This window comes from Corallococcus silvisoli, from assembly GCF_009909145.1.
Classification (GTDB): Bacteria; Myxococcota; Myxococcia; order Myxococcales; family Myxococcaceae; genus Corallococcus; species Corallococcus silvisoli.
In genome coordinates this window covers 223,307-246,140 of record NZ_JAAAPJ010000001.1, presented here as the reverse complement: position 1 = coordinate 246,140, position 22,834 = coordinate 223,307, and the positions used below count along the sequence as shown (strand labels likewise).

Here is a 22,834-nt window from a genome sequence, read left to right as displayed (position 1 = left end):
CGCTCCGGGGAAGTCGCGTTCCATTATGAAGAAGGGAGGAAAGGGGCGGCAAGGGCGGGGGGTGGATGCATCACCGCCTTCAACTTGCCCGCCTGCCTGCTTCCTGGAAACAGAGAGAAGGCTGTCGCAGCATGGGCGCTCCGCCTGACATCCACCCCGTGACAGACGCCATCCTTCCCCTGCCCTCCCACGGCCCGTGGGTGTTCGTCATCGCGCTGGCGTTGGCGCTTGACGCCGGCTGCCGCGCCCCCACTCCCCCGGCCGGCATCACGGTGCTGCTGGAGGCGCCGCCGGACAGCCTGGATGACCGCTTCGCCCTCACGGCCCATGGACAGCGCCTGGCGCAGCTCATCAGCCCGGGCCTGCTCACCTTCGACGACGCCAGCCGGCCCGTGCCCCAGCTGGCCGAGTCCTTCCGGGAGGTGTCCCCGACGGTGGTGGAGTTCATCCTGCGCCCGAGGCTCACCTTCCACGACGGGAGCCCCGTCACCGCCGGGGACGTGAAGGCCAGCTACGACAGCCTGCGCGACCCGAAGCTGGGCAGCCCCAAGCGCGAACGGTACGAGCCCCTGGAGCGGGTGGAGGTGGTGGACGCCCGCACGGTCCGTTTCCACCTGAAGCGGCCGTACGCGCCGCTGCTCGCGGAGCTGTCCGCGGCCATCCTCCCCGCCGGACGCGCCGGGCCGGGCGGCATCGAGGCACAGGCGGCGCACCCGGTGGGCGCGGGGCCCTTCCGCTTCGAGTCCTGGCCGGACGAGGAGCACCTGACGCTCGTCCCCTTCGCGGGCTGGCACGGAGGAGCGCCCGCCATGTCCCGGCTGACGTTCCGCGTGGTGCGGGACGAGACGACCCGGGTGCTGGAGCTGCTCAAGGGCCGGGCGGACCTGGTGGTCAACGGCGTGTCCCCGGCGGTGCTGCCCGCGCTGCGCGAGGCGCCCCACCTGCGCGTGGTGACGAAGCCGGGCACGGGCTTCACCTACCTGGGCCTCAACCTGCGCGAAGGGCCGCTCGCGGACGTGCGCGTGCGCCAGGCGCTCTGCCACCTCATCGACGTGCGCCCGCTGGTGGAGCACAAGCTGCACGGGTTGGCGGAGCCCGCCTCCAGCATGCTGCCCCGCGAGCACTGGGCCTTCACGGCCACGCCGGGGTGCGGCTACGCGCCCGAGGAGGCGGCCCGGCTGCTGGATGCGGCGGGGTATCCGGATCCGGACGGTCCCGGGGGCAGGCCGCGCCTGTCCTTCACCTTCAAGACGAGCACGGACCGCTTCCGGCGCGCGGTGGCGCTGGTGCTCAAGGAGCAGCTGGCGAAGGGCGGCGTGGCCGTGGAGGTGCGGGCGCTGGAGTTCGGCACCTTCTTCGAGGACGTGCGCCGGGGCCGCTTCGAGCTGTTCACGCTGAAGTGGGCCGCGGTGATGGAGCCGGATCTGCTGCGGGGCGCGTTCCATTCCGCGAACATCCCCGGGCCGGAGAACCACTGGGGCGGCTTCAACCGGGGCGCGCTCAAGGACCCCACGCTGGACCGCGTGCTGGAGGCGGCGACGCAGGCCTCCCCCGAGGAGCGGCGGGCGCTCTACGCGCAGGCCCAGCGGGAGCTGGACGCGGACATGCCCGTCATCCCGCTGTGGCACGAGGCGAGCATCGCGGTGGTGTCCTCGAGGCTGGCGGACTTCGAGCCCAGCGCGCACGGCCTGCTGCTGCCGCTGGCGAAGGCGCGGGAGGTGACGCCGTGAGCAGGCACCTGGTGCTGGGGAGCGCGCACGTGAGCGGCGGCCCGCGACCGTCGCGGGCCCGAGCCATGCCCCCCGGGAGGGCCCCGTGAGCCGGCGGCTGGTGTCGGCGGTCATCGCGTTGGTGGGCGCGCTGCTGCTCGTGTCGCTGTTCCTGCACCTCGTGCCGGGGGACCCGGTGGACGTGATGCTGGGCGAGCAGGCGACCCAGGTGGACCGCGCGGCGCTGCGGCGGGCGGTGGGGTTGGACCTGCCGTGGTACGCGCAGCTCTGGACGTTCGCCAGGGACCTGGCCACGGGGGAGCTGCGCACGTCGCTGCCTCCCTTCCAGCGCAAGGTGCTGCCGGCCCTGGGCGCCGCGCTGCCGTACACGCTGCTGCTCACCGTGGCGGCGATGGCGGTGTCGCTGGTGCTGGCGCTGCCCCTGGGCGTGATGGCGGCGGCGCGGCGGGGCACGCCCGTGGACGCGGCGGCGATGGGCGTGTCCGTGGCGGGCGTGGCCCTGCCCCGCTTCTGGCTGGGCCCGGTGCTCATCATCCTCTTCGCGCTGAAGCTGGACTGGCTGCCGGTGTCGGGCGCGGAGTCCTGGCGGCACCTGGTGCTGCCCGCGTTCACGCTGGGCACGGCGCTGGCCGCGTTCCTCGCGCGGATGACTCGCGCGACGATGCTGGAGGCCCTGCGCGAGGACTACGTCACCGTGGCCCGGTCCAAGGGCCTGTCCCCCCGCGTGGTGCTGTGGAAGCACGCGTTCCGCAACGCGCTGCTGCCGCTGGTGACGGTGCTGGGCCTGGAGTTCGGTGCGCTGCTGGGCGGCGCCATCGTGACGGAGAAGGTGTTCGCGTGGCCGGGCATGGGCACGCTGCTGCTCACCGCCATCGAGAAGCGCGACTACAACACCGTGCGCGCCACGGTGCTGCTCTTCACCTTCTGCTACGTCCTGGTCAACACGCTCACCGACGCGGCCTATACGTGGGTGGATCCCCGCGTGAGGAGGCGCTCGTGAGCGGGCCCCGCGGCCTCCGGCTGCGCTCCTGGGGCGCCCGGTTCGGGCTCGCCGTGGCGTGCGTCTGGGTGTTCACCGCGCTGTTCGCGCCGTGGCTCAGCCCCTCCTCGCCGGACGCCATCGACCTCACGCGCGAGCTGTCGCCGCCGACGTCGGGGCACCTGCTGGGGACGGGGGAGAATGGCATCGACGTGCTCACCCACGTGCTGTACGGCGCGCGCGTGTCGCTGGAGGTGTCCTTCTTCGCGGTGGTGCTGTCGGCCGCGGTGGGCATCACGCTGGGCGGCATCGCGGGGTACGCGGGCGGGCTCGTGGACGAGGGCCTGATGCGGCTGGTGGATGTGCTGCTCGCGTTCCCCGGCATCCTGCTGGCGCTGTTCATCACCGCCGTGCTGGGCCCCAGCCTCGCGAACGTCGTCTTCGCCCTCTCCTTCACGGGATGGACGGGCTACGCGCGGCTGACGCGCGGACAGGTGCTCACCCTGCGCGAGCGCGACTACGTGCAGGCGGCGCGCGCCCTGGGCAGTGGCCCGGGGCGGATCCTCGTGCGGCACCTGCTGCCGAATGCCGCGGGCCCCCTGCTCGTCCAGGCGACGTTCGCGCTGCCGGGGGCCATCGTCGCGGAGGCCTCGCTGAGCTTCCTGGGGCTGGGCGTTCCACCGGGCACACCGTCCTGGGGCGCGCTGGTGGACCAGGGGACGCAGTACCTGCTGGTGGCGCCGCATGTGGCGCTCTTCCCCGGCATCGCGTTGGCGGTCACGGTGCTGGGCTTCAATCTGTTGGGCGACGCGCTCCGCGACGCGATGGATCCACGCCAAGAAGGCCGGTGACTTGAAGGCACCGGGCGTCCCTGGCAGGAAGCAGGGACGGAGGTGACGAAGACATGAAGGCCGTGGTGCAGCGGGTGCTGGAAGCGTCGGTGACGGTGGACGGCCAGCGCGTGAGCGAGATGGGCCCGGGCCTGCTCGTGCTCCTGGGCGTGGGCAAGGGCGACACCGACGCGGACCTCGCGTGGATGGTGGAGAAGCTGGCCACGCTGCGCATCTTCGAGGACGCCGACGGGAAGATGAACCTGTCGCTGGAGGACACCTCCAAGCACCTCATCGTCGTCAGCCAGTTCACCCTCTACGGGGATGCGCGCAAGGGCCGCCGGCCCAGCTTCACCGACGCGATGGAGCCGGTGGCGGCCAAGGCCCTCTACGAGCGCGCGTGCGAAGCGCTGCGCCAGCGCGGCCTCACCGTGGGCACCGGCATCTTCGCCGCGGACATGAAGGTCGCGCTCGTCAACGACGGGCCCGTCACCCTCCTGCTGGAGAGTCCGCCGAAGGCCGCGGCCCCGGCCTAGCCACCGGCCCCAGCGTCCGCCTCAGCGGAGCGCCCCGGCGGCCTGCTGGCGCACGTCCAGCGTGCGGCGGAAGAACGCCACGCCCTCGGCGCTCGTGCGCGCATGCGAAGCCGCGCGCGTCCCGGCCACGGGGTCCTTGCACAGCATGGCGATGACGTCGAAGCCCTTGGGGTAGCACTCGGGCAGGAAGCTGAAGTGGCCCGCGTCCTCCAGGACCACCGTCGTCGTGGAGGCGACCGGCAGCAGCGCGGACAGGTGGAGGCCGTGCCGCGCGTGCGGCATCAGCTCGTCGCCCTTCGCGAGCACCAGCTCCACCGGCCGTTGGATGTCCGCGGTGTCCCGGGCCTCGAAGGAGGCCGCCATCCCTGGCGCCATCGCGAAGGCCGCCTTCACGCGCGGGTCCTGGTACGAAGCCCGCGACACCTTCATGTCGATGCGGTCGTAGTCCACGTCGCGCAACCCCTCGCAGCCAATCTCCTCGCGGGTGCCCGGCGTCTTGCAGCGCCGCGCGATCCACTCCAGGTTCAGGTTCAGCCCCACCAGCGCCAGCGCCGTGTAGCCCCCCATGGAGTGCCCCGACGCGCCGATGCGCTCCGGATCCACTCGCGGCCCCCACGTCGCGTCCTTCAGCAGGTGGTCGAGGATGACCGTGAAGTCCCGCGGCCGCTCGTAGGCCCGCGCGAAGCCCTCCGGACTCGTGTCTCCGTAGGTGTTGCCCGGGTGGTTCACCCCCACGACGATGAAGCCGTGCGCCGCCAGGTTCGCGCCGAACCAGGACAGGTCCATGACCGAGCCACCGCTCCCGTGCGACAGCAGCACCACCGGCCAGCGCGCCTGTGCGTCCGACAGCGGTGCGTCCTTCGCGCCGAAGAAGGGCTTGAACAGGTCCGACGGCGCGCGGTCATCCATCGGCGTGCCCGGAGCCACCGGGTACCAGAGCAGCGGCTTCAGCGTGCGGTGGCGGGCCGCGTCCTCGAAGGTCAGTGACTGCGTGACGCCCACCGCGTAGGCCGCGTCCGCCCCGTAGAGCGCCGCCACGTCCGTGCGCGGCGCCTCGGACGGCTTCTTCGACGCACAGCCTCCCGTCAGCACGACGGCGGCGACGAGGAGCGCTGCGGACCTCAGCTGGAAGGCGCGGTGCATGGGCCCAAGCATGGCCGGGAACAGACTTCGATGGAAATCACGGGCACACGGCCCAGCCCGGTCCCCGGGCCGCGACCGGGCCCCTGCTCAGCGGGCGGCGAGCGTGCTTCGGAAGAAGGCCACGGCCTCCGCCAGCGTGCGCGCATGCAGGGCCGCGCGCGTTCCGGGGACCGCATCCCGGCACAGCTCGGGGGTGGCCTGGAAGCCGAGCGGCGTGCACTCGGGCAGGAAGCTGAAGTGCGCCGCGTCGTCGAGCACCACCGTCCTCGCCGCCGGCAGCTGTCCCGCCAGGCGCATGCCCATGCGCTCATGCGGCATCAGCTCGTCGCCCTTCGCGAGCACCAGCTCCACTGGCGCGTGGATGTCCACCAGGTCCTGGTCCTCGTAGGAGCCCGCCATGCCCGGCGCCATCGCGAAGGCCGCCCTCACGCGCGGGTCCTGGTACGAAGCCCGCGACACCTTCATGTCGATGCGGCCGTAGTCCACGTCGCGCAGCCCGTCACAGCCGGGATGCATCCGGGTCTCGGGCGAGGTGCAGACCCGGGCGATCCACTCCAGGTTCATGCGCGCGCCCACCAGCGCCAGCGCCGTGTAGCCCCCCATGGAGTGTCCCGCCGCGCCAATGCGCCGCGAGTCCATGCGCGGCCCCCACGCCGGGTCCTTCAGCAGGTGGTCGAGGAGGACGGTGAAGTCCCGAGGCCGCTCATAGCCACGCGCGTAGCCCTCCGGGTTGTCGTCCCCGTAGGTGTTGCCCGGATGGTTCACCGACACGACGAGGAAGCCGCGCGCCGCCAGATGCGCGCCGAACCAGGACATGTTGATGGCCATGCCCCCGCTGCCGTGGGACAGCAGCACCACCGGCCAGCGCGCCTGGGCGTCCGACACCGGCGCGTCCTTCGCGGCGAGGAAGGGCGCGAACACGGCGGACGTCTTCTGTTCCCCCATCGGCGTGCCGGGCGACGCCGGGTACCAGACCACCGCCTTGAGCGAGCGGTGTCGCTCGGTGTCCTCGACGGCCAACGACGCGAGCCCCACCGCGTAGGCCGCGTCCGTCCCCTCGGGGGACACGGAGGCCTCCGCAGGAGCCTGTCCGGCGCCACGCGAGGAGGCACAGCCGCCCAGCAGCAACGCCGCGGCGACCCCGAGCGCACCCAGCACGCGCGGGGAGTCGGGAGGGCGCGCACGAGCGGTCCGGGAGGAGCGTCGCGAGAAGGGGGACATGGCGGGACTCCTCCAGTTCAGGGGGTGGAGCCGCGCGCGCTGGCGCGCGGACAAGACCGGGCCGGGACCGCCCATGGGCGCGGTCCCGCGGTGCCTACGGCGCGCCTGGGCCCCCATTGCGAGGGCCTCGGCGAATCACAACCGCACGGTGGTCCCGCGCGTCACCAGCGCCGCCAGCCCCTGCTTCGTCTGCGCCGCGGAGCGCAGGTGCAGCGTGAGCGCGCCCAGCTCGCGGATCCACGTGGCCGCGTTCGGGCCCAGGCCGGAGAAGAGCACGGACAACGGCGGCGGCTGCGGCAGGCGGCCCGACCAGTAGCCCAGCACCTCGTCGCGCTCCGGCAGCGACGGCAGCTTCATGCGCTCCTGCTCGCGCGTCAGCAGCCGCTCCAGCTTGCGCGGCAGGTTCACCTGCCAGTGCGCCACCGTCTTCGCCGGCCGCCACGCCCAGTCCGCGAAGGCGAAGCGCTCACGGGCCGCGTACTCGCCCCGGCCCTGCGTGACGAAGACGCGGTCCGGAGGGAACTCCGGGAAGGGGTCCCACTGCCCGGCCAGGAGCGACGCCAGCCCCTGGTCTCCCGGGGGACGCCGCCGGAAGCCGTCCCGCACCGCCCGCGCCGCCCGCGTGTCCCAGTAGGGATAGGACGGGTCCTCCACCATCAGCGCCAGGTTCAGCGCCTCGTCCCACTCGTCCGCGTAGCCGCCGGGGGCACCGCCCACCTCCCAGCCACCGGGCGCCTCGCGCCAGGGCTGGAACACCAGCCGGTCCACCAGGTCCATCCACCCGTCCGAGTCCACCGAGCCCACGCCCCCCGGCAGCGCCGACGAGGACAGCCGCTGGCAGAGGGTGAAGGCCTGCGCATCCCCCAGCTGGTTGGAGAGCGACTCCAACGCGCCGGAGGCATCCCCCATCGCGCGTTGGAAGAAGGGCAGGACCTGCTCGTGAAAGAAGCGGTCGTTGATGGGACGTAGGACGACGTCCATGCGGGGCGTCCTTCCTGTCCGGCCCTCAGGGCCGCGCGTCTTCCTGGACGATGAGGGCGTGGATGTCCGACGCCGTGGGCGCTTCCAGGATGGCTGCCCGGAAGCGAGGGTTCTTGAAGAGCCGCGAGATGCGCGCCAGCGCCTTCAGGTGCACCCCCGCGCTGTTCTCCGGCGCCACCAGGGCGAAGAACAGGTGCGTGGGCTTTCCGTCGATGGATTCGAAGTCCACCCCCGCGCGCGACACGCAGAAGGCCGCCTGGAGGCTGTCCATGCCGGCCAGCTTGCCGTGCGGAATGGCCACGCCTTCACCAATGCCCGTGCTGCCCAGCTTCTCGCGTTCCTGGAGCACCGCCACCAGCCGGTCCTCGCGCAGCGTCGGGTGCGCCCTGGCCAACGTGGCACTCAGCTCGCGCAGCACCTCCGCCTTCGTGCGGGACTGCATGTCCGCGACGACCGCCTGGGGGCTGAGGAAATCGGCGATTCTCAATGGCGCTCCCGCACTGGCGCTCCGGGCCGGCAATGATTCCTCGGCCGGCAATTACTCCTCACACTGGATTCGCGCAAGGGTCGCCTGGGCGGTCACAGGCGCTTCGCTCACTGCGCGTCAGCCCCGGACCCGGGCCCGGGCGTTCATGCCCCGGACCCGGACCCCGGCCCGCGTCACGTGCCGGTGGCGGCCACCGGCGCGGAGGGCAGGTGCGGTTCGATGACGCCGAACCCCCCTTCCTTGCGGCGGTAGACGATGGACAGCGCCTGCGACTGCTGGTTCTGGAACACGTAGAAGTCGTTGTTCATCAAGTTCATCTGCATCACCGCGTCGTCCACCGACAGCGACTGGATGGCCAGATGGGTGGTGCGCACCAGGCGGGCGACGCCCGGCTCGGCCACCGGCACGGCGGCCGGGGGGCGCGGGGCGGGGGGCGCGGCCTCGGCGGCTTCGGTCGCCTCGGCGGCCTCGTGCTCCGGCTCGTGGACCTCGAAGACGTCGTGGCGGACCCTCACCAGGTCCTGGCCGTGGTGGACCCGCTCCTTGCCGTGGTGCGACTTGAGCTTGTCCCGGTAGCGGCGCAGCTGGCGTTCGATCTTGTCCATCGCCAGGTCGATGGACGCGTACATGTCATCGCTCTTCTCACGCCCCCGGAGGATCCATGCGCCGGAGTGGATGGTGATGTCCGCGTGGTGCAGGTGCCGCTCCAACGACAGCACCACGTGGGCCTCGCCAGCCCGGTCCAGCAGTCGGTTCACCCGTTCGACCTTTTCACGGGCGTACTCCTTCAGGGAATCCGACGCTCCGAATTGACGGAAGGTGATGTTGAGCTGCATGCGTGGCCGCCTCCTAGGGAGAGAGGTAAGCTCCGTGACAGATCAGAAACGGAGCCCACGCCGAAAGCAACCCGGCCCCCCAGGTTGGAACTTCCCGTCCACGGCTCGCGCTCGCGAAAGCGACCGCCAGAGGACAGGTCTTGTGTCCGCTGCCCACCACGCGGGAGGGATTCCGACCCAGGTCTGATTTCCCGGATCTCCGTCCCCCACTCCCGGTGTGTTGCGTTCACTCGAGCAACATGCCCGTCAGCGCCCGCCTGGGTTTCAGGGGACGACGGAGAGCACGAAGTCCTGCGAGTGGTAGATGGCGCCGGAGCACGACGCCACGCCCGAGCACTCGCTCATGACGCCGGACAGGTCCGCGCCCAGGGTGAGCGTGTGGTTGGCCTGCGGCGTGTTGGCGGGGATGGGGAGGCGCACCTTGACGCCGTCTTGCGTGACGGCGAGCTGACCGGGCGCCCTGCCGCCTTCGCGCAGCAGCAGCGCCTCCACGGGGCCGGGGACCTCCGTCGCGGGCTCCCAGCGGAACTCATACGTCTGCCCCACGCGCAGCTTGTCCGGGGTGCCCTCGCCCTGGAACACGAAGCGGCGCTTGGCCTTGGCGTTCTGGAGCACCAGGCGCACGGTGCTGGTGGCGTCCTGGAGCTGCACGGTGATGTCCCCCACCGGCTCGCGGCCCCAGGCCTCCGGGTCGTAGTTGAAGTAGACGCGGCTGTTCTCGCACGCGCCCGACCGGCCGCCCACGGACGACGCGCCGCCCGGCACCACCGTCATCGCCGCGCCGTTGAGGGTGGCCGTGACGTCGTCGGCGAAGCGCGAGCACGGGCCGTCCCCCGTCACCGAATAGCTGACGGTGAAGCGGTGCGCGCCCTCCGCATCCGGCGTCTCCGCGTCGTCCACGTCCGTCAGCGCATACGTGAGCGAGCGGTCCGCCATCTCCGCCAGCGACATGACCTTCGTCTCGCCGCCGCCGCATCCGGTGAGCGCGACGAGCGCCCCCAAGGCAAGGGATGCACCAACGGTTCGACGGGGGGACATGACAGGAAGGACCATAGGGCCCGGCACCCTATCACTCCCGCGCCAGCAGTCCTTCGAGTCGTGTCCGCACGCCAGGCCACTCGGTGTCGAGGAAGGCGTAGTACGCGCTGTCCCGCACGACGCCGCCCCGCACCAGCATGTGGTTGCGCAGGATGCCCTCGAAGCGAGCACCCAGGCGCTCGATGGCCGCGCGCGAGCGCGCGTTGCGCTGGTCCGTCTTCAGCTGCACGCGCATCACGCCCAGCGTGTCGAAGGCGTGGCGCAGGAGCAGGAACTTGCACTCCGTGTTCACCCGCGAGCGCCACACCCGCCGGGCCAGCCACGTGGAGCCGATCTCCAGCGTGCGGTGCTCGCGGGAGATGTCCATGAAGCGCGTGGTGCCCACCACGGCCCCGCTCGCCTGCTCGCAGATGGCGAAGGGCTGTTCGGTCCCCGCGGCGGCGGCCCGGAGCGCGGCGGTGACGTAGTCCGCCACGTCCGCTTCGGTGCGCAGCACGCGTGAGAAGTGCGCGAAGAGCTCCGGCTCACAGAGCGCCGCGAGCGCGGGCACGTGGGAGGAGGACAGGGGCACCAGCCGCACCGCCGCCCCCTCCAGGGTGACGGGCGGGACGGTCAGGGGCGCGGGGTCGCGGCGGGGCACGCCGACGTCATGGGGGAACACGGGGTCCATGGCCCCACTTCATGCCCCAGGGCCGGCCCTGGCGTGCAGGGCCGGTTCCGACAAACCGGCTGGACCAGCCCGGCCCGCGGCTCAGAAGTACTTCTTGCGCTTGCTGCTGGGGAGGATGCCCAGCACCTCGCGGTACTTGGCCACCGTGCGCCGGGCGATCTCCGTGCCCTGCGAGCGCAGCAGCTCCACGATCTTCTGGTCCGAGTACGGGTTGCGCGCGTCTTCCTGCGACACCAGCTGCTTGATGTGGTGCTTCACGGCCTCGCTGGCCGTGTCCTCGCCGGACACGCGCGCGATGGACGAGTTGAAGAAGTACTTCAGCTCGAAGATGCCCTGCGGCGTGTGCACGTACTTGCTCGTCGTCACGCGGCTGACGGTGGACTCGTGCATGCCGATGTCCTCCGCCACGTCGCGCAGGATGAGCGGCTTGAGGTGCGCGATGCCCTTGTCCAGGAAGTCCCGCTGGAACTTCACGATGCTCTCGGTGACCTTGTAGATGGTGCGCTGCCGCTGGTGGATGGAGCGGATGAGCCACATCGCGCTGCGCAGCTTGTCCTGGATGAACTCCTTGGTCTGACCGGGGCTCACCGCGCCCGTCTTGAGCGCGTTCCGATACATGCCGGAGATGCGCAGCTTGGACAGGCCGTCGTCGTTGAGGACCACGGTGTAGTCCTCGTCCCCCAGCTTGTAGACGAAGACGTCGGGGGTGATGTACTGCGCGTCATCCCCGCTGAAGTTGCGGCCCGGGCGCGGATCCAGCTTGGGCAGCAGCTTCGCCGCCGACACGACCTCCTCCAGCGTGACCTTGAGGTCCTTGGCGATGGCCGGCAGGTTCTTGCTCTCCAGGTACTTCATGTGCCGCTTGATGATGAGGCCCAGCAGCGCCGCGTTCGGGTCCTTCATCGCCTGCAGCTGGATGAGCAGGCACTCCTGCAGGTCGCGCGCGCCGCAGCCCCGGGGCTCCAGGTTCTGGATGCGGCGCAGCGTGCGCTCCGCCACGTGCATGGGCACGTCCGCCTCGTTGGACAGGCGGATGAGCGGGTCGCCCTCCACGTCCGGCAGCTTGAGGTAGCCGTCGTCGTCCAGGTTGCCCAGGATGAGCACCGCCACGCGGCGCTCGGCCTCGTTGAGCCGCAGCGTGCCCAGCTGCTCCTGGAGGTGGTCGACCAGGTCCTCCTTCTTCACCATGTTGGCTTCGAACGACGGCAGGTCGTCCGTGGCCACGTTGCCCTTGTTGGAGGCGGTGGTGGGCTCGTTGAACTGGTAGCTGTTGAGGTAGGACTCCCAGTCAATCTCCGGGGGGCCCTCCCCGTCCGCCTTGAACTCCTGGGCGGTCTCCGGCGTCGCCGAGGGCAGGTCGACGTCCCGCGCGATTTCCGCGTTGTCCGCTTCGAGCGAGGCCTCGCCCGGCTCCTTCTCACTCACCTCGCCCGGCATGCCCTCCTCGGGCTGCTCCAGGAGCGGGTTCTGCTCCATCTCCTCGCGGACCTGGTCCAGGAGCTCCATTCGCGAGAGCTGGAGGAGCTTGATGGCCTGCTGCAGCTGGGGCGTCATCACCAGCTGCTGCGCGAGCTTCAGGCTCTGTTTGAGTTCCATCGCCATGTGGGGGCGTCTCCAGAAGGCATCCGTGCCACTTGAAGGGAGGTTCCCATCAAGGACCGTGCCAACCTAACAAGGACCCCCGGCCACGTCCAGTGCCCCGGGCCGTGGTTCCTGACTTGCATCATCAAAAATCCGCAAGAAATCCAAAAGGTTGTCGCAACCCCCGCCTGCCTGGCCGATGTTCAAACGTCGACGCAAAAGCGGGGCCAACTTCACTCCGAGCATCTGGAGACACACGGAGAGAGTGGCTTTTCAGGGGGCTTGGAGGCGAAACCGGTCCCCCAGGTAGACGGCCCGCGCGCGGGCGGAGCCGGCGATCTGCGCGGGGGTTCCTTCTTCCAAGATTTGCCCCTGTGCGATGATGTAGGCCCGGTCACAGATGCCCAGGGTGTCCTGGACGTTGTGGTCGGTGATGAGGATGCCCAGGCCCCGCTCGCGCAGCAGGTGGATCTGCCGCTGGAGGTCGCCCACGTTGATGGGGTCCACGCCCGCGAAGGGCTCGTCGAAGAGGATGAAGCGGGGGGCGGGGATGAGGCTGCGGGCGATTTCGGCCCGCCGCCGCTCGCCGCCGGAGAGGGTCTCTCCCCAGGACTCGCCGACGTGGGAGAGGCCGAACTCCTCCAGGAGGGTGTCGGCGCGCTTCTGGCGGTCCTGGGAGGTGAGGCCCTTCTGGAGCTCCAGCACGGCCAGGAAGTTCTGGCGCACCGTGAGCTTGCGGAAGACGGAGGCCTCCTGGGGCAGGTAGCCCACGCCGCGGCGGGCACGGCGGTGCATGGGCAGGTGGGTGAGGTCCTCGTCGCCCACGCGCACCCGGCCCGCGTCGGGCGTCACCAGGCCCACGACCATGTTGAAGCTGGTCGTCTTGCCGGCGCCGTTGGGGCCCAGCAGGCCCACGACCTCCCCCGGGGAGACGTTGAAGGAGACGCCCTGCACCACCTGACGGCGGTGGAAGGTCTTCTGGAGGCCTTCCGCGAACAGCTTCGCGCCGCCGCTCATGGGGCGGTGCCCCCGGCCTTCGGCGCGGGCGCCTTCTTGCGGGCGCCGGGGACGGCGGTGCTGGCCGGGGACTCCACGAGGATGCGGGCGTTCTCCACCTCCACGCGCTCGTTGCCCAGGATGAGGCGCACCTTGGTGCCGGTGACGTAGGTGTTGCCCTGGCGAGCCTCCGGGGAGCCCGTCACCACCAGCACGCCGGAGGGGACGTCGTAGTCGGCGCGCTCGCCCCGGGCCTGCCGGTCGCCGTCCACGGCGCGCACGTTGCCCGCGCACACCACGCGCGTCACCTGGCGGGTGGCGTTGTAGTAGCCGGTCATCTTGTCGCAGCGGATGTCCATGGTCTGGTGCTTCACCCGCACGTTGCCGGTGAGCACCGCCTGGGTGCGGTCGCCGGTGACGTGGTCCGCGGACAGGTCCACCGGGTTGCGCAGGTCCGCGGGGGCCAGCGACGTGCCCGGCGCGGGCAGCGGCGCGGCGGGGGCGCCCGCGGCGGGGGCCGGGGGCTGCGCGGCCGGGCCCGCTCCGGGCTTCGCGGCGGGGGTGGCCTGCGCGACGGCCGGCATGCCCGGAGTGGCGGGCGAGGCGGCCTGCGTGGACGTGGGCTGGGCCAGGAACAGCGCCATCACGAGGAACTCAATCACTCCGTCGCTCCACCCAGCACGGCCTCGACCGTGCCGTCGAAGGTGAACGTCTGGTCCTGCGCGGACAGCTCGAAGCGGTCCGCCCGCATCTGGTAGTCGGGGCCCTTCATCGTCACGCCCTCCTCGCCATGCGCCCGGCGCACGTCCGCGTCGTAGGTGAGCCGGGGCGTGTTGGCCACCATGCCCACGTCCGTGCGCACGACGACGCCCCCCGTGCCCACCCACCGTCTGGACGCGAGGCTGCCGTCCATATTCGGCGCGGCGATGGTGGTGCCGTCGGACAAGGTGGGAGGCGAGCCCTGCCCGCCCGGGCCGGGGGGCAGCCGGACGACGACGTCGGTGGCCTGCACCTCTCCGCCCGCGCGCCGGTAGAGGACGCGCGCGGCGGTGCCGGACACCTGGAGCCTGTCGCCTTCGAACGAGCGGAGGTGCGCGCCCTCCAGCACCACGTCCGGGAGCGGCTCGCTCGCGGCGCCTGGGGCGGACCGACGAGGGCCGCAGGCGGTGGCGAGGAGTCCCAGGAAGCTCAAGGCAAGCAGGCGCGGCACAGGGGCCTCCTTATCACCGCGCCGGGGCGGACGCTGTGTCGGCGAGGGCCGGGGAAACGTCCCCGGGAGGACGCGTCTTCCACCGCTGATGCATCCACACCCACTGTTCGGGTGCCCGGCGGATGGCCGCCTCGATGCGCTGTGACAGGGCCGTGGTGAGGGCCTGGACGGCCGCCTCGCGCTCCACCGCGTCCGGGGCGGGCACCTCCTCCATGGTGAGCCGGTAGCCCTCCTTGTCGCGCTGACAGAAGCCCACCACCACCGCCGCGCCGGTGCGCAGCGCCAGGTCCGCCGCCGCGCGCGGGGTGGCCGCCAGCTCCCCGAAGAAGGGCACGAAGACGGACTGCACCCGGGTGTCCTGGTCGATGAGGATGCCCAGGATTTCACCGCTCCGCAGCGCGCGGAGCATGGCCCGGGCCGCGCCCTCCTGGCCGCGCCAGATGCTGCGGACGCCGCCCTTCGCGCGGAAGTCCTCCACCAGCGCGGTGAGGCGCGGGTCGCTGGTCTCCTTCGCGATGCTCTGGCTGGGGTAGCCCGCCTTCGCCACGCGCCGCGCGAGCAGCTCCCAGTTGCCCACGTGCCCGGACACGAAGACGACGCCCTTCCCCTTCGCCAGCGCGGACTCCAGCACCTGCCGGTCCTGCGCGGGCCAGGCCACCAGCGCCTCCAGTCCGGCATCCAGCGCGCGCGTGGAGGCCACCTCCAGGGCGGCGGCGGCCAGGTGGCGGAAGGCCCCCCGTCCGAGCGCGTCACGCTCCGCGTCACCCAGGTCCGGGAAGGCGCGGGCCAGGGACTTGAGCGCCTTGCGCCGCTCTCCGCCCGCGAGGGCATAGGCCCAGCCGCCCAGCGTCATTCCCAGGGTGCGGGCCATTCCCAGCGGCAGGAACTGGAGCAGGCGCAACATCCCAGCGATGAGCAGGTAGCGCAGGTAACGCTTCAGGCGCTTTGTTAAAGGGGGACGCTCCACGACGCGTCTCCATATCCCATGCGCGAATACAACTTCGACGGCCTCATTGGTCCGACCCACAATTACGCTGGCCTCTCGCCCGGCAACCTGGCGTCACAGCACCACGGGGGCCAGCCCAGCCAGCCCCGGGAGGCGGCGCTCCAGGGGCTGGAGAAGATGCGCTTCGTGTCGGAGCTGGGCGTGGGGCAGGCCGTGCTGCCGCCCCAGCCGCGCCCGTCCCTGCGCACGCTGCGCGCGCTGGGCTTCACGGGCTCCGACGAGGAGGTCATCACCCGCGCCGCCCGCGACGCGGAGCACCTGCTGCGCCTCACCTCCAGCGCCTCCGCCATGTGGACGGCGAACGCGGCCACCGTGGCGCCGTCGGTGGACACCGCGGACGGCCGGGTGCACCTGACGCCCGCGAACCTCACGCAGATGTTCCACCGCGCCATCGAGGCGGACACCACGCACGCGGTGCTGCGCGCCATCTTCGCGGACCCCCAGAAGTTCCAGGTCCACGCCCCGCTGCCGGGCGGCTCGCACTTCGCGGACGAGGGCGCCGCGAACCACACGCGCCTCGCGACGCCGGGCCACCGGGGCGTGCACCTGCTGGCCTGGGGGCGCAGCGCGTGGCAGGACGTGAAGGGGCCGCAGCGCTTCCCCGCGCGGCAGACGCTGGAGTCCAGCCAGGCCCTGGCGCGGCTGCACCAGCTGGACCCGGCCCAGGTGCTCCTGCCGCAGCAGCACCCGGACGGCATCGACGCGGGCGCGTTCCACACCGACGTGCTCGCGGTGGGCAACGAGCGCTTCCTCATGCTGCACGCGCTGGCGTTCGTGGAGCACCCGAAGCTGCTCCAGGCGCTGCGCGAGAAGCTGGGTGACGCCTTCCGCTTCGAGGTCGCGACGGACGCCGAGCTGCCGGTGAAGGACGCGGTGCGCGCCTATCCGTTCAACTCGCAGGTGCTGTCGCTGCCGGATGGCACCATGGCCATCATCGCGCCCATCGAGAGCCGCGAGACGCCCACGGCGCGCGCCTTCCTGGAGCGCGTCGCCGCCGGGGACAACCCGGTGAAGGCGGTGCACTACCTGGACGTCCGTCAGTCCATGAACAACGGCGGGGGCCCGGCGTGCCTGCGCCAGCGCATCTCCCTCACGGACGCGGAGCGGGCCGCCATCACCGCGGACGTCTTCTACTCCCCGGCCCTGCACGCGTCGCTCGCGGACTGGGTGCGACGGCACTACCGCGACGTGCTCAAGCCGGAGGACGTGAGGGATCCGCTGCTGGCGCGCGAGACGATGACGGCGCTCGACGAGCTGACGCGCCTGCTCAAGCTGGGCAGCGTCTACGACTTCCAGCGGTGACGTGAGCCTGTCCTCCTGCCTGCCCTCCGTCACGCCAGACGTCCGAGGGCAGGCCCGCCCGCCTGCGCTCGGCGGCGCATGGCCGCTCGCGTCGTCCGGACACACCTTGACTGTCAAGGAGGTGACGTCCCCCATGATTCCGACCGCCATCCAAAACTACCTGCGGCGCCACCGCGTCCCCTTCGAGCGGTACGCCCACGACAGAGCCGTGACCGCGATGGAGCTCGTGGGCGTCCTCAACGTGCCGGGCTGGCGCGTCGCGAAGTCCGTCATCGTGCTGGCCAACCGGCAGCCCTGGATCGTCGTCGTGCCCGCGCTGGCGAGCCTGGACCTGCGGCTGGTGCGCGACACGCTGGATGTGCGCACCGCGCGGCTCGCCGCCGAGTCCGAGTTCATCGACCACTTTCCGGGCTGCGAGCCCGGCGCGGAGCCGCCATTCGGAGAGCTGTACGGCCTGCCCGTGGCGCTGGATGAATCGCTCAGCATCAACGAGCGACTGCTGTTCCGCGCCGGTTCGCACGAGGAGGCCCTGGAGATGCGCTTCCAGGACTTCGCGCGCCTGGAGTGGCCGCTGGTCGCGTCCTTCATCCAGCCGACCGCGGTGGAGAAGGCGACCTACGGCGCTCCCATCGAGGACTCGGGCGCGTCCGCCTGAGCCTTCGGGGCCTCCAACAGGTCCCGCTGACGTGCGTCCACCAGCGCACGCTCGCGCTCCTCCAACCGCGCCGCCCAGGCCTCCGCCTCCGCGCGCCGCGTGTCGCCCTGCCCCATGAGCCGAAGGCCCTCGTGCACCGAGCGCGCCGCCGCGTCGTAGCGCGACAGCAGCTCTTGCAAGCGAGCCACCGCGAAGTGGCTCTCCGGTCCTGGCAGCAACCCCACGACCGAGCGGCGCTGCTCCAGCGCACGGGCCAGCAGGCCTTCGCGCTCGAAGCTGTCCGCCTCCAGGGACAGCAGGCGGGCGCGCTGGCGAGTGTCCGTCAGGTACGGCGCCACCACGGCCAGCGTGTCCCGGGACCGGCGCAGGAGGCCTGCCTCCTGCTGCCGTGTGGAAAGGGTGAAGGCCAGCTCCACGTCCTGGGGGAAGCGCTTCGCGAGCGATTCCAGGGACTGGAGGGCTTCGGCCTGCTTGCCCTGCGCGCGCCACAGGTCCGCGCGCAACAGGTGCGTGGGCAGGACATCCGGAGCGCGCCGCTCCACCTCCGCGCACGCCGCCTCCGCCGCTGGGAGGTTCCCCTGGGCGAGCTGGCCGCGCGCCTCGCGCACCCAGAGCGCGGTGGCCTCGGGCCGGCCCTCGAAGTGCTCGCGCGCCCAGGCGAGCCACGTGAGCCCCAGGGCGCGACGCGCGGGCTCGGCGAGCAGCGCCCCGGCCAGCTCCGAGGCCTGTCCCGGGGACTCGGGGGTCAGGGTCTCGAGCTCCTCCAGGGTGCGCGCCAGGGGCACCGCTTCGGTGAGCAGCACGCGCGTGTCACCCGCGTCGTGCGCGAGGCGGTACTCCAGGAAGGCCTGCGCGCGGCGGCCCAGGTGTAGCAGCGCCCGCGCCGCCACGCGGTGCGACGGCGCATCCAGCGGCCGGAGGTACAGCGCGTGGTTGACGAAGGTCAGCGCGTCCCTCGCGCCCGTCGCCCCGTCCGCCACGGAGGCCATCGCCACCAGCCGGTACAACAGGTAGTCCGCCGGGTGCACGTCGATGAGCTGGAGCCCCAGCGCGCGCACCTCCGCGCTCGCAGGATGGGCCGTCACGCGCTCCGCCAGCAGGGCCTCCGCGTCCGCCATCCTCCGGCGGCCCGACACGAGCGCGAGGAGCATCACCGCCGTGAGCGCCGCCGCCAGGGCCAGCGCGGGACCGGTGGGCACCGCGCCCATGCGCGTCCGTCGCGCCACGCCGCGCTCCGCGTCGCGAGGCCTCGCCACCGCGCCCAGCACCACCGCCACCGCCACCGCGCACGCCGGCAGCTCCAGGCTGAAGTCGAAGAGGTTGTGCAGTCCCAGGGCCGCCACGCCCGACAGCACCGCCAGCTCCACGGGGCCATGGTCCTCGCGCCGCACGCGACGGACGAAGGCCCAGACGCCCAGCCCCAGGAGCAGCAGCCCGGGCACGCCCCACTCCGCCGCCACCTGCAGCACCCCGTTCTCCGGGTGCGTGAAGGTGTTGGGGTTGGGTTCGGTCTGGTAGCGCGGGAAGGCGGCCTCGAACGCGCCGCGGCCCATGCCCAGCACCGGGAAGGCGCTGGCCGCGCGGGCCATCATCGGCCACGGCTCCATCTTGCCGCGGCCCAGGGCCTCCACGCCGTCCACGCTGCGCGCCTCCGCCCACAGCTGATCCGCCGCCAGGGACACGCCCACGGACACCATCGCCAGCAGGCCCAGCAACACCGCCGCGCCCCGGCCCCACGCGGGCCGCGCGGGAGTGCGTGCCTCGCGCCGCTGCTTCAGCAGCCACGCCGCGAGCAGCACCTGTCCGAAGACCAGGAACACGATGCCCGCGCGCGACAGCGACAGCAGCACGCCCACGCCAGAGACGAGCGCCGCCATCGCGAAGGGCCACGCCCGCGAGCGCGGCTGCTTCGACAGCGCGAGCCCCACCGCCACCGTCGCGCACAGGCCCAGGAACCCGGCCAGGTGGTTCGGATTTCCAAACGGCGTCACCAGCGGAGGTCGCGCGTGCACGTAGGCCCGCAGGCCGAACAGCGTCTCCACGCCGAAGAGCGCGTGCCCCAACCCCACCAGCGCCACCGCCGCGCCCGTGAAGGCCAGCACCGCGAGCAGCCGCTGCCGCGACGCCCGCGCGCGGCACACCTGCGCCGCCGCGACGAACGTCAGCAGATACGCCGCGTGCTTCGCCAGCTCGCGCCACGTGGCGGACGGATCCAGCGACACCGGCCGCAGCCCCTCGAGCCCCAGCGGCACGAGCACGTCCTCGCGCAGCGCGAAGGCCTCCGGGCTCACGTACTTCAGCACCCCCGGCGGCAGCGGCACGAGCTGGAGCGCGCACAGCACCACGCCCCCCACCAGCGGCGCCGCCAGCAACGGCACGCGCGGCGTCTCCCGCTGCCGCCGCGCGCCCACGAAGGCCAGCACCGCCGCGGCCCCGGACAGCACGCACAGGGGCCAGGACACCCAGGGTGCCGCTCCGCCCAGCGCCGCCGGCCCCAGGACCACCAGCGCCGCGAGCGCCGCTTCGGCGAGGACCGTGTACCGGGAGACGCGGAGAGGGCCAGGAGCCATGCGAGGCGCGCGAGTATGTCACGCCCGTCACGCGCCCCGGCCCCGTCCTCCCAGCCAGGGGACACGCCGCCCGGACGCCTCCTCCCTCCAGGGAGGCTTCAGGGCCACCGAATGAACGGGCCCACCGGGACACCGCTTGCATCCGGGGACCCATCTGGCATCTTCGCCCGACCCCATGCGTCGCTTCCTGCTTACCGCCGCCGTCCTCTGCGCTTCCCTCTCCGGACTCACCGCGTGCAAGAGCAGTTGCCGCGAGCTGTCCGAGAAGCTCTGTGAGTGCGCCTTGAACTCGGTGGAGAAGCAGTCCTGCCGGCAGCGCGCCGCCGACGAAGAGAAGCGCGTGGAGCCCACCGCCGAGGATGAGCTCGCCTGCGAGGCGAAGCTCGACGGCTGCGACTGCCGCACCATCGAGACCGAGGAAGGCAAGAAGGCCTGCGGTCTCGCGCGCTGAGCGCCGTCCGCTGACGACGGCGCGGGGCCCGCCCGCGGACCTACGCTCCCGGTGCCATCCGCGCCGGAGCCGCCCGCGCGGAGTCCCCGCCCTCCACCCACGGCTGGAGCCCGCGCTTCACCTTCGCGCGCCACGGCGTCTCCACCCACCGGTGCACCGCCACGGACGCCGGCACCAGCACCACCAACAGCACGGCCAGGAAGCGCGAGGGCGACGTCAGGTCCACGTAGCGCTCCAGCCAGTGCACGAACTCGCTGACCGGGTACTGGAGCAGGTACAGCGCGTAGCTGGCCCCGCCCAGGTGCACCAGCCACGGCCGCGCGAGCAGCCGGCCCAGGGGGCCTCCGCCCCGCGCGAGCCCGTACACCAGCAGCGCGGACGCGGGCGCCAGCAGCGCGTTGTGCATCAGCGGATACGGGATCCACCCACCCTGGGAGAACCCCGCGAGCAGCAGCGCCGCGCCCGCCAGCGCCATCACCGCGCCGGAGCGCGGAGGGCGGGAGGCCGCCCGCTCCCGCACGAAGACGAGCCCCAGGAGCACGCCCAGGAGGAACTCCGGCAGGCGCAGCAGCGGGTTGAACTTCACCACCGACAGCCAGAGGCCCGTGAACGCCACGTCCAGCGTGCCCGGCCCGTCCGGACGCAGGGCCACGTAGAGCACCGGCGGCACCAGCCCGAGCAGCCACACCCCCACCAGGGCCGCCGTCATCCGCGCGCCCCGGAAGGGCGCCAGCCGCCGGGCCAGCGCGGGGAACACCGCGTAGAAGAAGGCCTCCACCGACACGGACCAGGACGGCGGGTTCCAGTAGAGCGCCAGCCGGGGCACCCAGGCCTGGAGCAGCGCCAGCGTGGTGAGGCCCGCGGTGCCCAGCTTCGCGGCGGCGACCGGCAGCGAGTTCACCGCCAGCGACGCCCCCATGGTGGGCGCCGCAGACAGCAGGAACATCAGCAGGAACACCGGGTAGACGCGCGCCACGCGCGCGCTCCAGAAGGCCCGGGGCGCGGTCCCCATCCCGCCGCCCGCGTCCACGTAGTTGTACGCGAGCACGAAGCCGGACAGCAGGAAGAACACCCCCACGGAGGCGTAGCCGGAGCCCACCAGGTGGACCACCCACTCCGGCGCCACGTCCTTCAGGCACGCGGTCCCGAAGTGGAAGAGCACCACGTGCAGGGCCGCCAGGAAGCGCAGCCCCGTCAACGCATCCAGCGCGCCACCCGGCTGCTGCTTCATCGACGGCCGATGCCGAAGTAGGTGAAGCCCTGCTCACGCATGCGCGCGGGCTGGAAGATGTTGCGGCCGTCGAAGACCACCGGCGACTTCATCAGCGACTTCATGCGCGCGAAGTCCGGGTGGCGGAACTCGTTCCACTCGGTGACGACGAACAGGCCGTCCACGCCCTCCAGCGCGTCGTAGGGCACGTCCGCGTAGCGGATGCGGTCGCCGAAGACGCGCTTGGACGCGTGCGCGGCCACCGGGTCATGGGCGATCACCTGCGCGCCCTTGCCGATGAGGCCTTCGATGACCTCGATGGCCGGCGCCTCGCGCATGTCGTCCGTCTTCGGCTTGAACGCCAGCCCCCAGACGCCGAACTTCTTGCCCTCCAGCGACCCGTAGTGCTTCACGGCCTTGCTCACCAGCAGCTTCTTCTGGCGCTCGTTGGTGCGCTCCACCGCGCGCAGCAGGTCCAGCTCCAGGCCGTACTCACGCGCCGTGGTGACCAGCGCCTTCACGTCCTTGGGGAAGCAGGAGCCGCCGTAGCCCACCCCCGGGAAGAGGAACGGGTAGCCGATGCGCTTGTCCGCGCCCAGGCCCTTGCGCACGAAGTCCACGTCCGCGCCCACCTTCTCGCAGAGCGCGGCCACGTCGTTCATGAAGGAGATGCGCGTCGCCAGCATCGCGTTGGCCGCGTACTTCGTCAGCTCCGCGGAGCGCGTGTCCATGAACAGGATGGGGTTCTCCGTGCGCACGAACGGCGCGTAGAGCTCTCCCATCAGCTGCCGGGCCCGCTCGGAGTCCGCGCCAATGACGACGCGGTCCGGCTTGAGGAAGTCGTCCAGCGCGGCGCCCTCCTTGAGGAACTCCGGGTTGGACACGACGTCGAACTCCACCTGCGTCACCTTGGAGATGGCGTCGCGCACCTTGTCCGCGGTCCCCACCGGCACGGTGCTCTTGTCCACCACCACCGTGTACTGCTTCATCGCGCGGCCAATCTGCTGCGCCGCCGCGAGCACGTACTGGAGGTCCGCTTCGCCGCTCTCGCCCTCCGGCGTGCCCACCGCGATGAACACGGCCTGGGCATTCGCCACGCCCTCCGCCAGGTTCGTCGTGAACGTGAGGCGCTTCTCCTTCACGTTCTTGCGGATCAGCTCCTCCAGACCCGGCTCGTAGATGGGGACCTGCCCATCCTGGAGCATGCGGATCTTCCGCTCGTCGATGTCCACGCATGCGACGTCGTTGCCCGAGTCCGCGAAACAGGTACCCGCGACGAGTCCGACGTAGCCCGATCCGATAATGGCAATGCGCATTCTTGAAGTGTCCTGGTTTCGACAGGTGGCGTCATGAACTCATACGCCGACAGGCGCACCGAAAGAAAGCCCGGGGGCGATGGACG

Annotated in this window: 22 protein-coding genes; 7 read left to right on the top strand and 15 right to left on the bottom strand. The window is 71.9% G+C overall.

Annotation, left to right across the window (positions count from 1 at the left end):
- Positions 1 to 131 precede the first annotated feature (131 nt).
- From GTY96_RS00870 to dtd, 4 genes are all read left to right on the top strand, one after another.
- Positions 132 to 1,730, top strand: a complete 1,599-nt coding sequence (locus GTY96_RS00870) for an ABC transporter substrate-binding protein (RefSeq protein ID WP_161663621.1) — start codon at positions 132 to 134, stop codon at positions 1,728 to 1,730.
- A gap of 85 nt (positions 1,731 to 1,815) precedes the next feature.
- Entirely contained in the window at positions 1,816 to 2,730 is a 915-nt protein-coding gene (locus tag GTY96_RS00865) for an ABC transporter permease (RefSeq protein ID WP_143897567.1), read from the top strand.
- Positions 2,727 to 3,560, top strand: coding sequence for an ABC transporter permease (locus tag GTY96_RS00860; protein ID WP_161663620.1), 834 nt, complete (start codon positions 2,727 to 2,729; stop codon positions 3,558 to 3,560). Before GTY96_RS00865 ends, GTY96_RS00860 begins: the two co-directional genes overlap by 4 nt.
- A gap of 53 nt (positions 3,561 to 3,613) precedes the next feature.
- Complete coding sequence (gene dtd / locus GTY96_RS00855; RefSeq protein WP_143897563.1) at positions 3,614 to 4,075, top strand: D-aminoacyl-tRNA deacylase; 462 nt, start codon at positions 3,614 to 3,616, stop codon at positions 4,073 to 4,075.
- A gap of 21 nt (positions 4,076 to 4,096) precedes the next feature.
- On the opposite strand, the gene GTY96_RS00850 is transcribed toward dtd, so the two are convergent.
- The 12 genes from GTY96_RS00850 to GTY96_RS00795 all read right to left on the bottom strand — a co-directional run bounded on the left by GTY96_RS00850 (position 4,097) and on the right by GTY96_RS00795 (position 15,205).
- A complete protein-coding gene (locus GTY96_RS00850; RefSeq protein ID WP_186001708.1) occupies positions 4,097 to 5,218 on the bottom strand; it encodes an alpha/beta hydrolase family protein in 1,122 nt (373 codons plus the stop codon).
- Positions 5,219 to 5,305: 87 nt separating this feature from the next.
- Positions 5,306 to 6,439 (bottom strand): alpha/beta hydrolase family protein, encoded by a 1,134-nt coding sequence (locus tag GTY96_RS00845; protein ID WP_161663619.1) that lies wholly within the window; start codon positions 6,437 to 6,439, stop codon positions 5,306 to 5,308.
- Positions 6,440 to 6,574: 135 nt separating this feature from the next.
- Positions 6,575 to 7,420, bottom strand: a complete 846-nt coding sequence (locus GTY96_RS00840) for a hypothetical protein (protein WP_143897557.1) — start codon at positions 7,418 to 7,420, stop codon at positions 6,575 to 6,577.
- Positions 7,421 to 7,445: 25 nt separating this feature from the next.
- The gene (locus GTY96_RS00835) at positions 7,446 to 7,907 is read right to left on the bottom strand and encodes a PTS sugar transporter subunit IIA (RefSeq protein WP_143897555.1); all 462 of its coding nucleotides are present in this window, start codon (positions 7,905 to 7,907) and stop codon (positions 7,446 to 7,448) included.
- 173 nt (positions 7,908 to 8,080) lie between these two features.
- Positions 8,081 to 8,743: a ribosome hibernation-promoting factor, HPF/YfiA family gene (hpf, locus tag GTY96_RS00830; RefSeq protein ID WP_143897553.1), complete on the bottom strand. Its 663-nt coding sequence runs from the start codon at positions 8,741 to 8,743 to the stop codon at positions 8,081 to 8,083.
- Positions 8,744 to 9,007: 264 nt separating this feature from the next.
- Positions 9,008 to 9,745, bottom strand: coding sequence for a hypothetical protein (locus GTY96_RS00825; protein ID WP_161663618.1), 738 nt, complete (start codon positions 9,743 to 9,745; stop codon positions 9,008 to 9,010).
- A gap of 67 nt (positions 9,746 to 9,812) precedes the next feature.
- On the bottom strand, positions 9,813 to 10,451 hold the full coding sequence (locus GTY96_RS00820) for a GNAT family N-acetyltransferase (protein ID WP_143897549.1): 639 nt from the start codon (positions 10,449 to 10,451) through the stop codon (positions 9,813 to 9,815).
- A gap of 81 nt (positions 10,452 to 10,532) precedes the next feature.
- Positions 10,533 to 12,053, bottom strand: coding sequence for an RNA polymerase factor sigma-54 (rpoN, locus tag GTY96_RS00815; protein ID WP_143897547.1), 1,521 nt, complete (start codon positions 12,051 to 12,053; stop codon positions 10,533 to 10,535).
- Positions 12,054 to 12,305: 252 nt separating this feature from the next.
- Positions 12,306 to 13,049, bottom strand: a complete 744-nt coding sequence (gene lptB, locus GTY96_RS00810) for an LPS export ABC transporter ATP-binding protein (RefSeq protein ID WP_143897545.1) — start codon at positions 13,047 to 13,049, stop codon at positions 12,306 to 12,308.
- Positions 13,046 to 13,690, bottom strand: a complete 645-nt coding sequence (locus tag GTY96_RS00805) for an LptA/OstA family protein (RefSeq protein ID WP_161663617.1) — start codon at positions 13,688 to 13,690, stop codon at positions 13,046 to 13,048. The genes lptB and GTY96_RS00805 overlap by 4 nt, the downstream gene beginning before the upstream one ends.
- Positions 13,687 to 14,238 (bottom strand): LptA/OstA family protein, encoded by a 552-nt coding sequence (locus tag GTY96_RS00800; RefSeq protein ID WP_143897541.1) that lies wholly within the window; start codon positions 14,236 to 14,238, stop codon positions 13,687 to 13,689. Before GTY96_RS00800 ends, GTY96_RS00805 begins: the two co-directional genes overlap by 4 nt.
- A 13-nt stretch (positions 14,239 to 14,251) precedes the next feature.
- On the bottom strand, positions 14,252 to 15,205 hold the full coding sequence (locus GTY96_RS00795; protein ID WP_143897539.1) for a lysophospholipid acyltransferase family protein: 954 nt from the start codon (positions 15,203 to 15,205) through the stop codon (positions 14,252 to 14,254).
- Between the two features lie 18 nt (positions 15,206 to 15,223).
- On the opposite strand from GTY96_RS00795, the gene astB reads away from it, so the two are divergent.
- Together astB and GTY96_RS00785 are read left to right on the top strand one after the other, a co-directional pair.
- Positions 15,224 to 16,546 carry an N-succinylarginine dihydrolase gene (astB, locus tag GTY96_RS00790; RefSeq protein WP_161663616.1) on the top strand — a complete coding sequence of 441 codons (1,323 nt, stop codon included), beginning with the start codon at positions 15,224 to 15,226 and terminating at the stop codon, positions 16,544 to 16,546.
- A 133-nt stretch (positions 16,547 to 16,679) separates the two neighbouring features.
- Positions 16,680 to 17,201 carry an aminoacyl-tRNA deacylase gene (locus tag GTY96_RS00785; RefSeq protein WP_201755748.1) on the top strand — a complete coding sequence of 174 codons (522 nt, stop codon included), beginning with the start codon at positions 16,680 to 16,682 and terminating at the stop codon, positions 17,199 to 17,201.
- On the opposite strand, the gene GTY96_RS00780 is transcribed toward GTY96_RS00785, so the two are convergent.
- Entirely contained in the window at positions 17,162 to 19,771 is a 2,610-nt protein-coding gene (locus GTY96_RS00780) for an O-antigen ligase family protein (protein WP_161663615.1), read from the bottom strand. The two genes, GTY96_RS00785 and GTY96_RS00780, sit on opposite strands and share 40 nt — an antisense overlap.
- A gap of 175 nt (positions 19,772 to 19,946) precedes the next feature.
- Between GTY96_RS00780 and GTY96_RS00775 the strand changes: the two genes are divergently transcribed.
- Positions 19,947 to 20,222: a hypothetical protein gene (locus tag GTY96_RS00775; protein WP_143897533.1), complete on the top strand. Its 276-nt coding sequence runs from the start codon at positions 19,947 to 19,949 to the stop codon at positions 20,220 to 20,222.
- A gap of 40 nt (positions 20,223 to 20,262) precedes the next feature.
- Here GTY96_RS00775 and GTY96_RS00770 read toward each other — a convergent pair whose 3' ends face one another.
- Both GTY96_RS00770 and GTY96_RS00765 read right to left on the bottom strand, forming a co-directional pair.
- Positions 20,263 to 21,453: an acyltransferase family protein gene (locus tag GTY96_RS00770; protein ID WP_143897531.1), complete on the bottom strand. Its 1,191-nt coding sequence runs from the start codon at positions 21,451 to 21,453 to the stop codon at positions 20,263 to 20,265.
- Positions 21,450 to 22,748, bottom strand: coding sequence for a UDP-glucose dehydrogenase family protein (locus GTY96_RS00765; protein ID WP_143897529.1), 1,299 nt, complete (start codon positions 22,746 to 22,748; stop codon positions 21,450 to 21,452). The genes GTY96_RS00770 and GTY96_RS00765 overlap by 4 nt, the downstream gene beginning before the upstream one ends.
- Between the last annotated feature and the right edge of the window lie 86 nt (positions 22,749 to 22,834).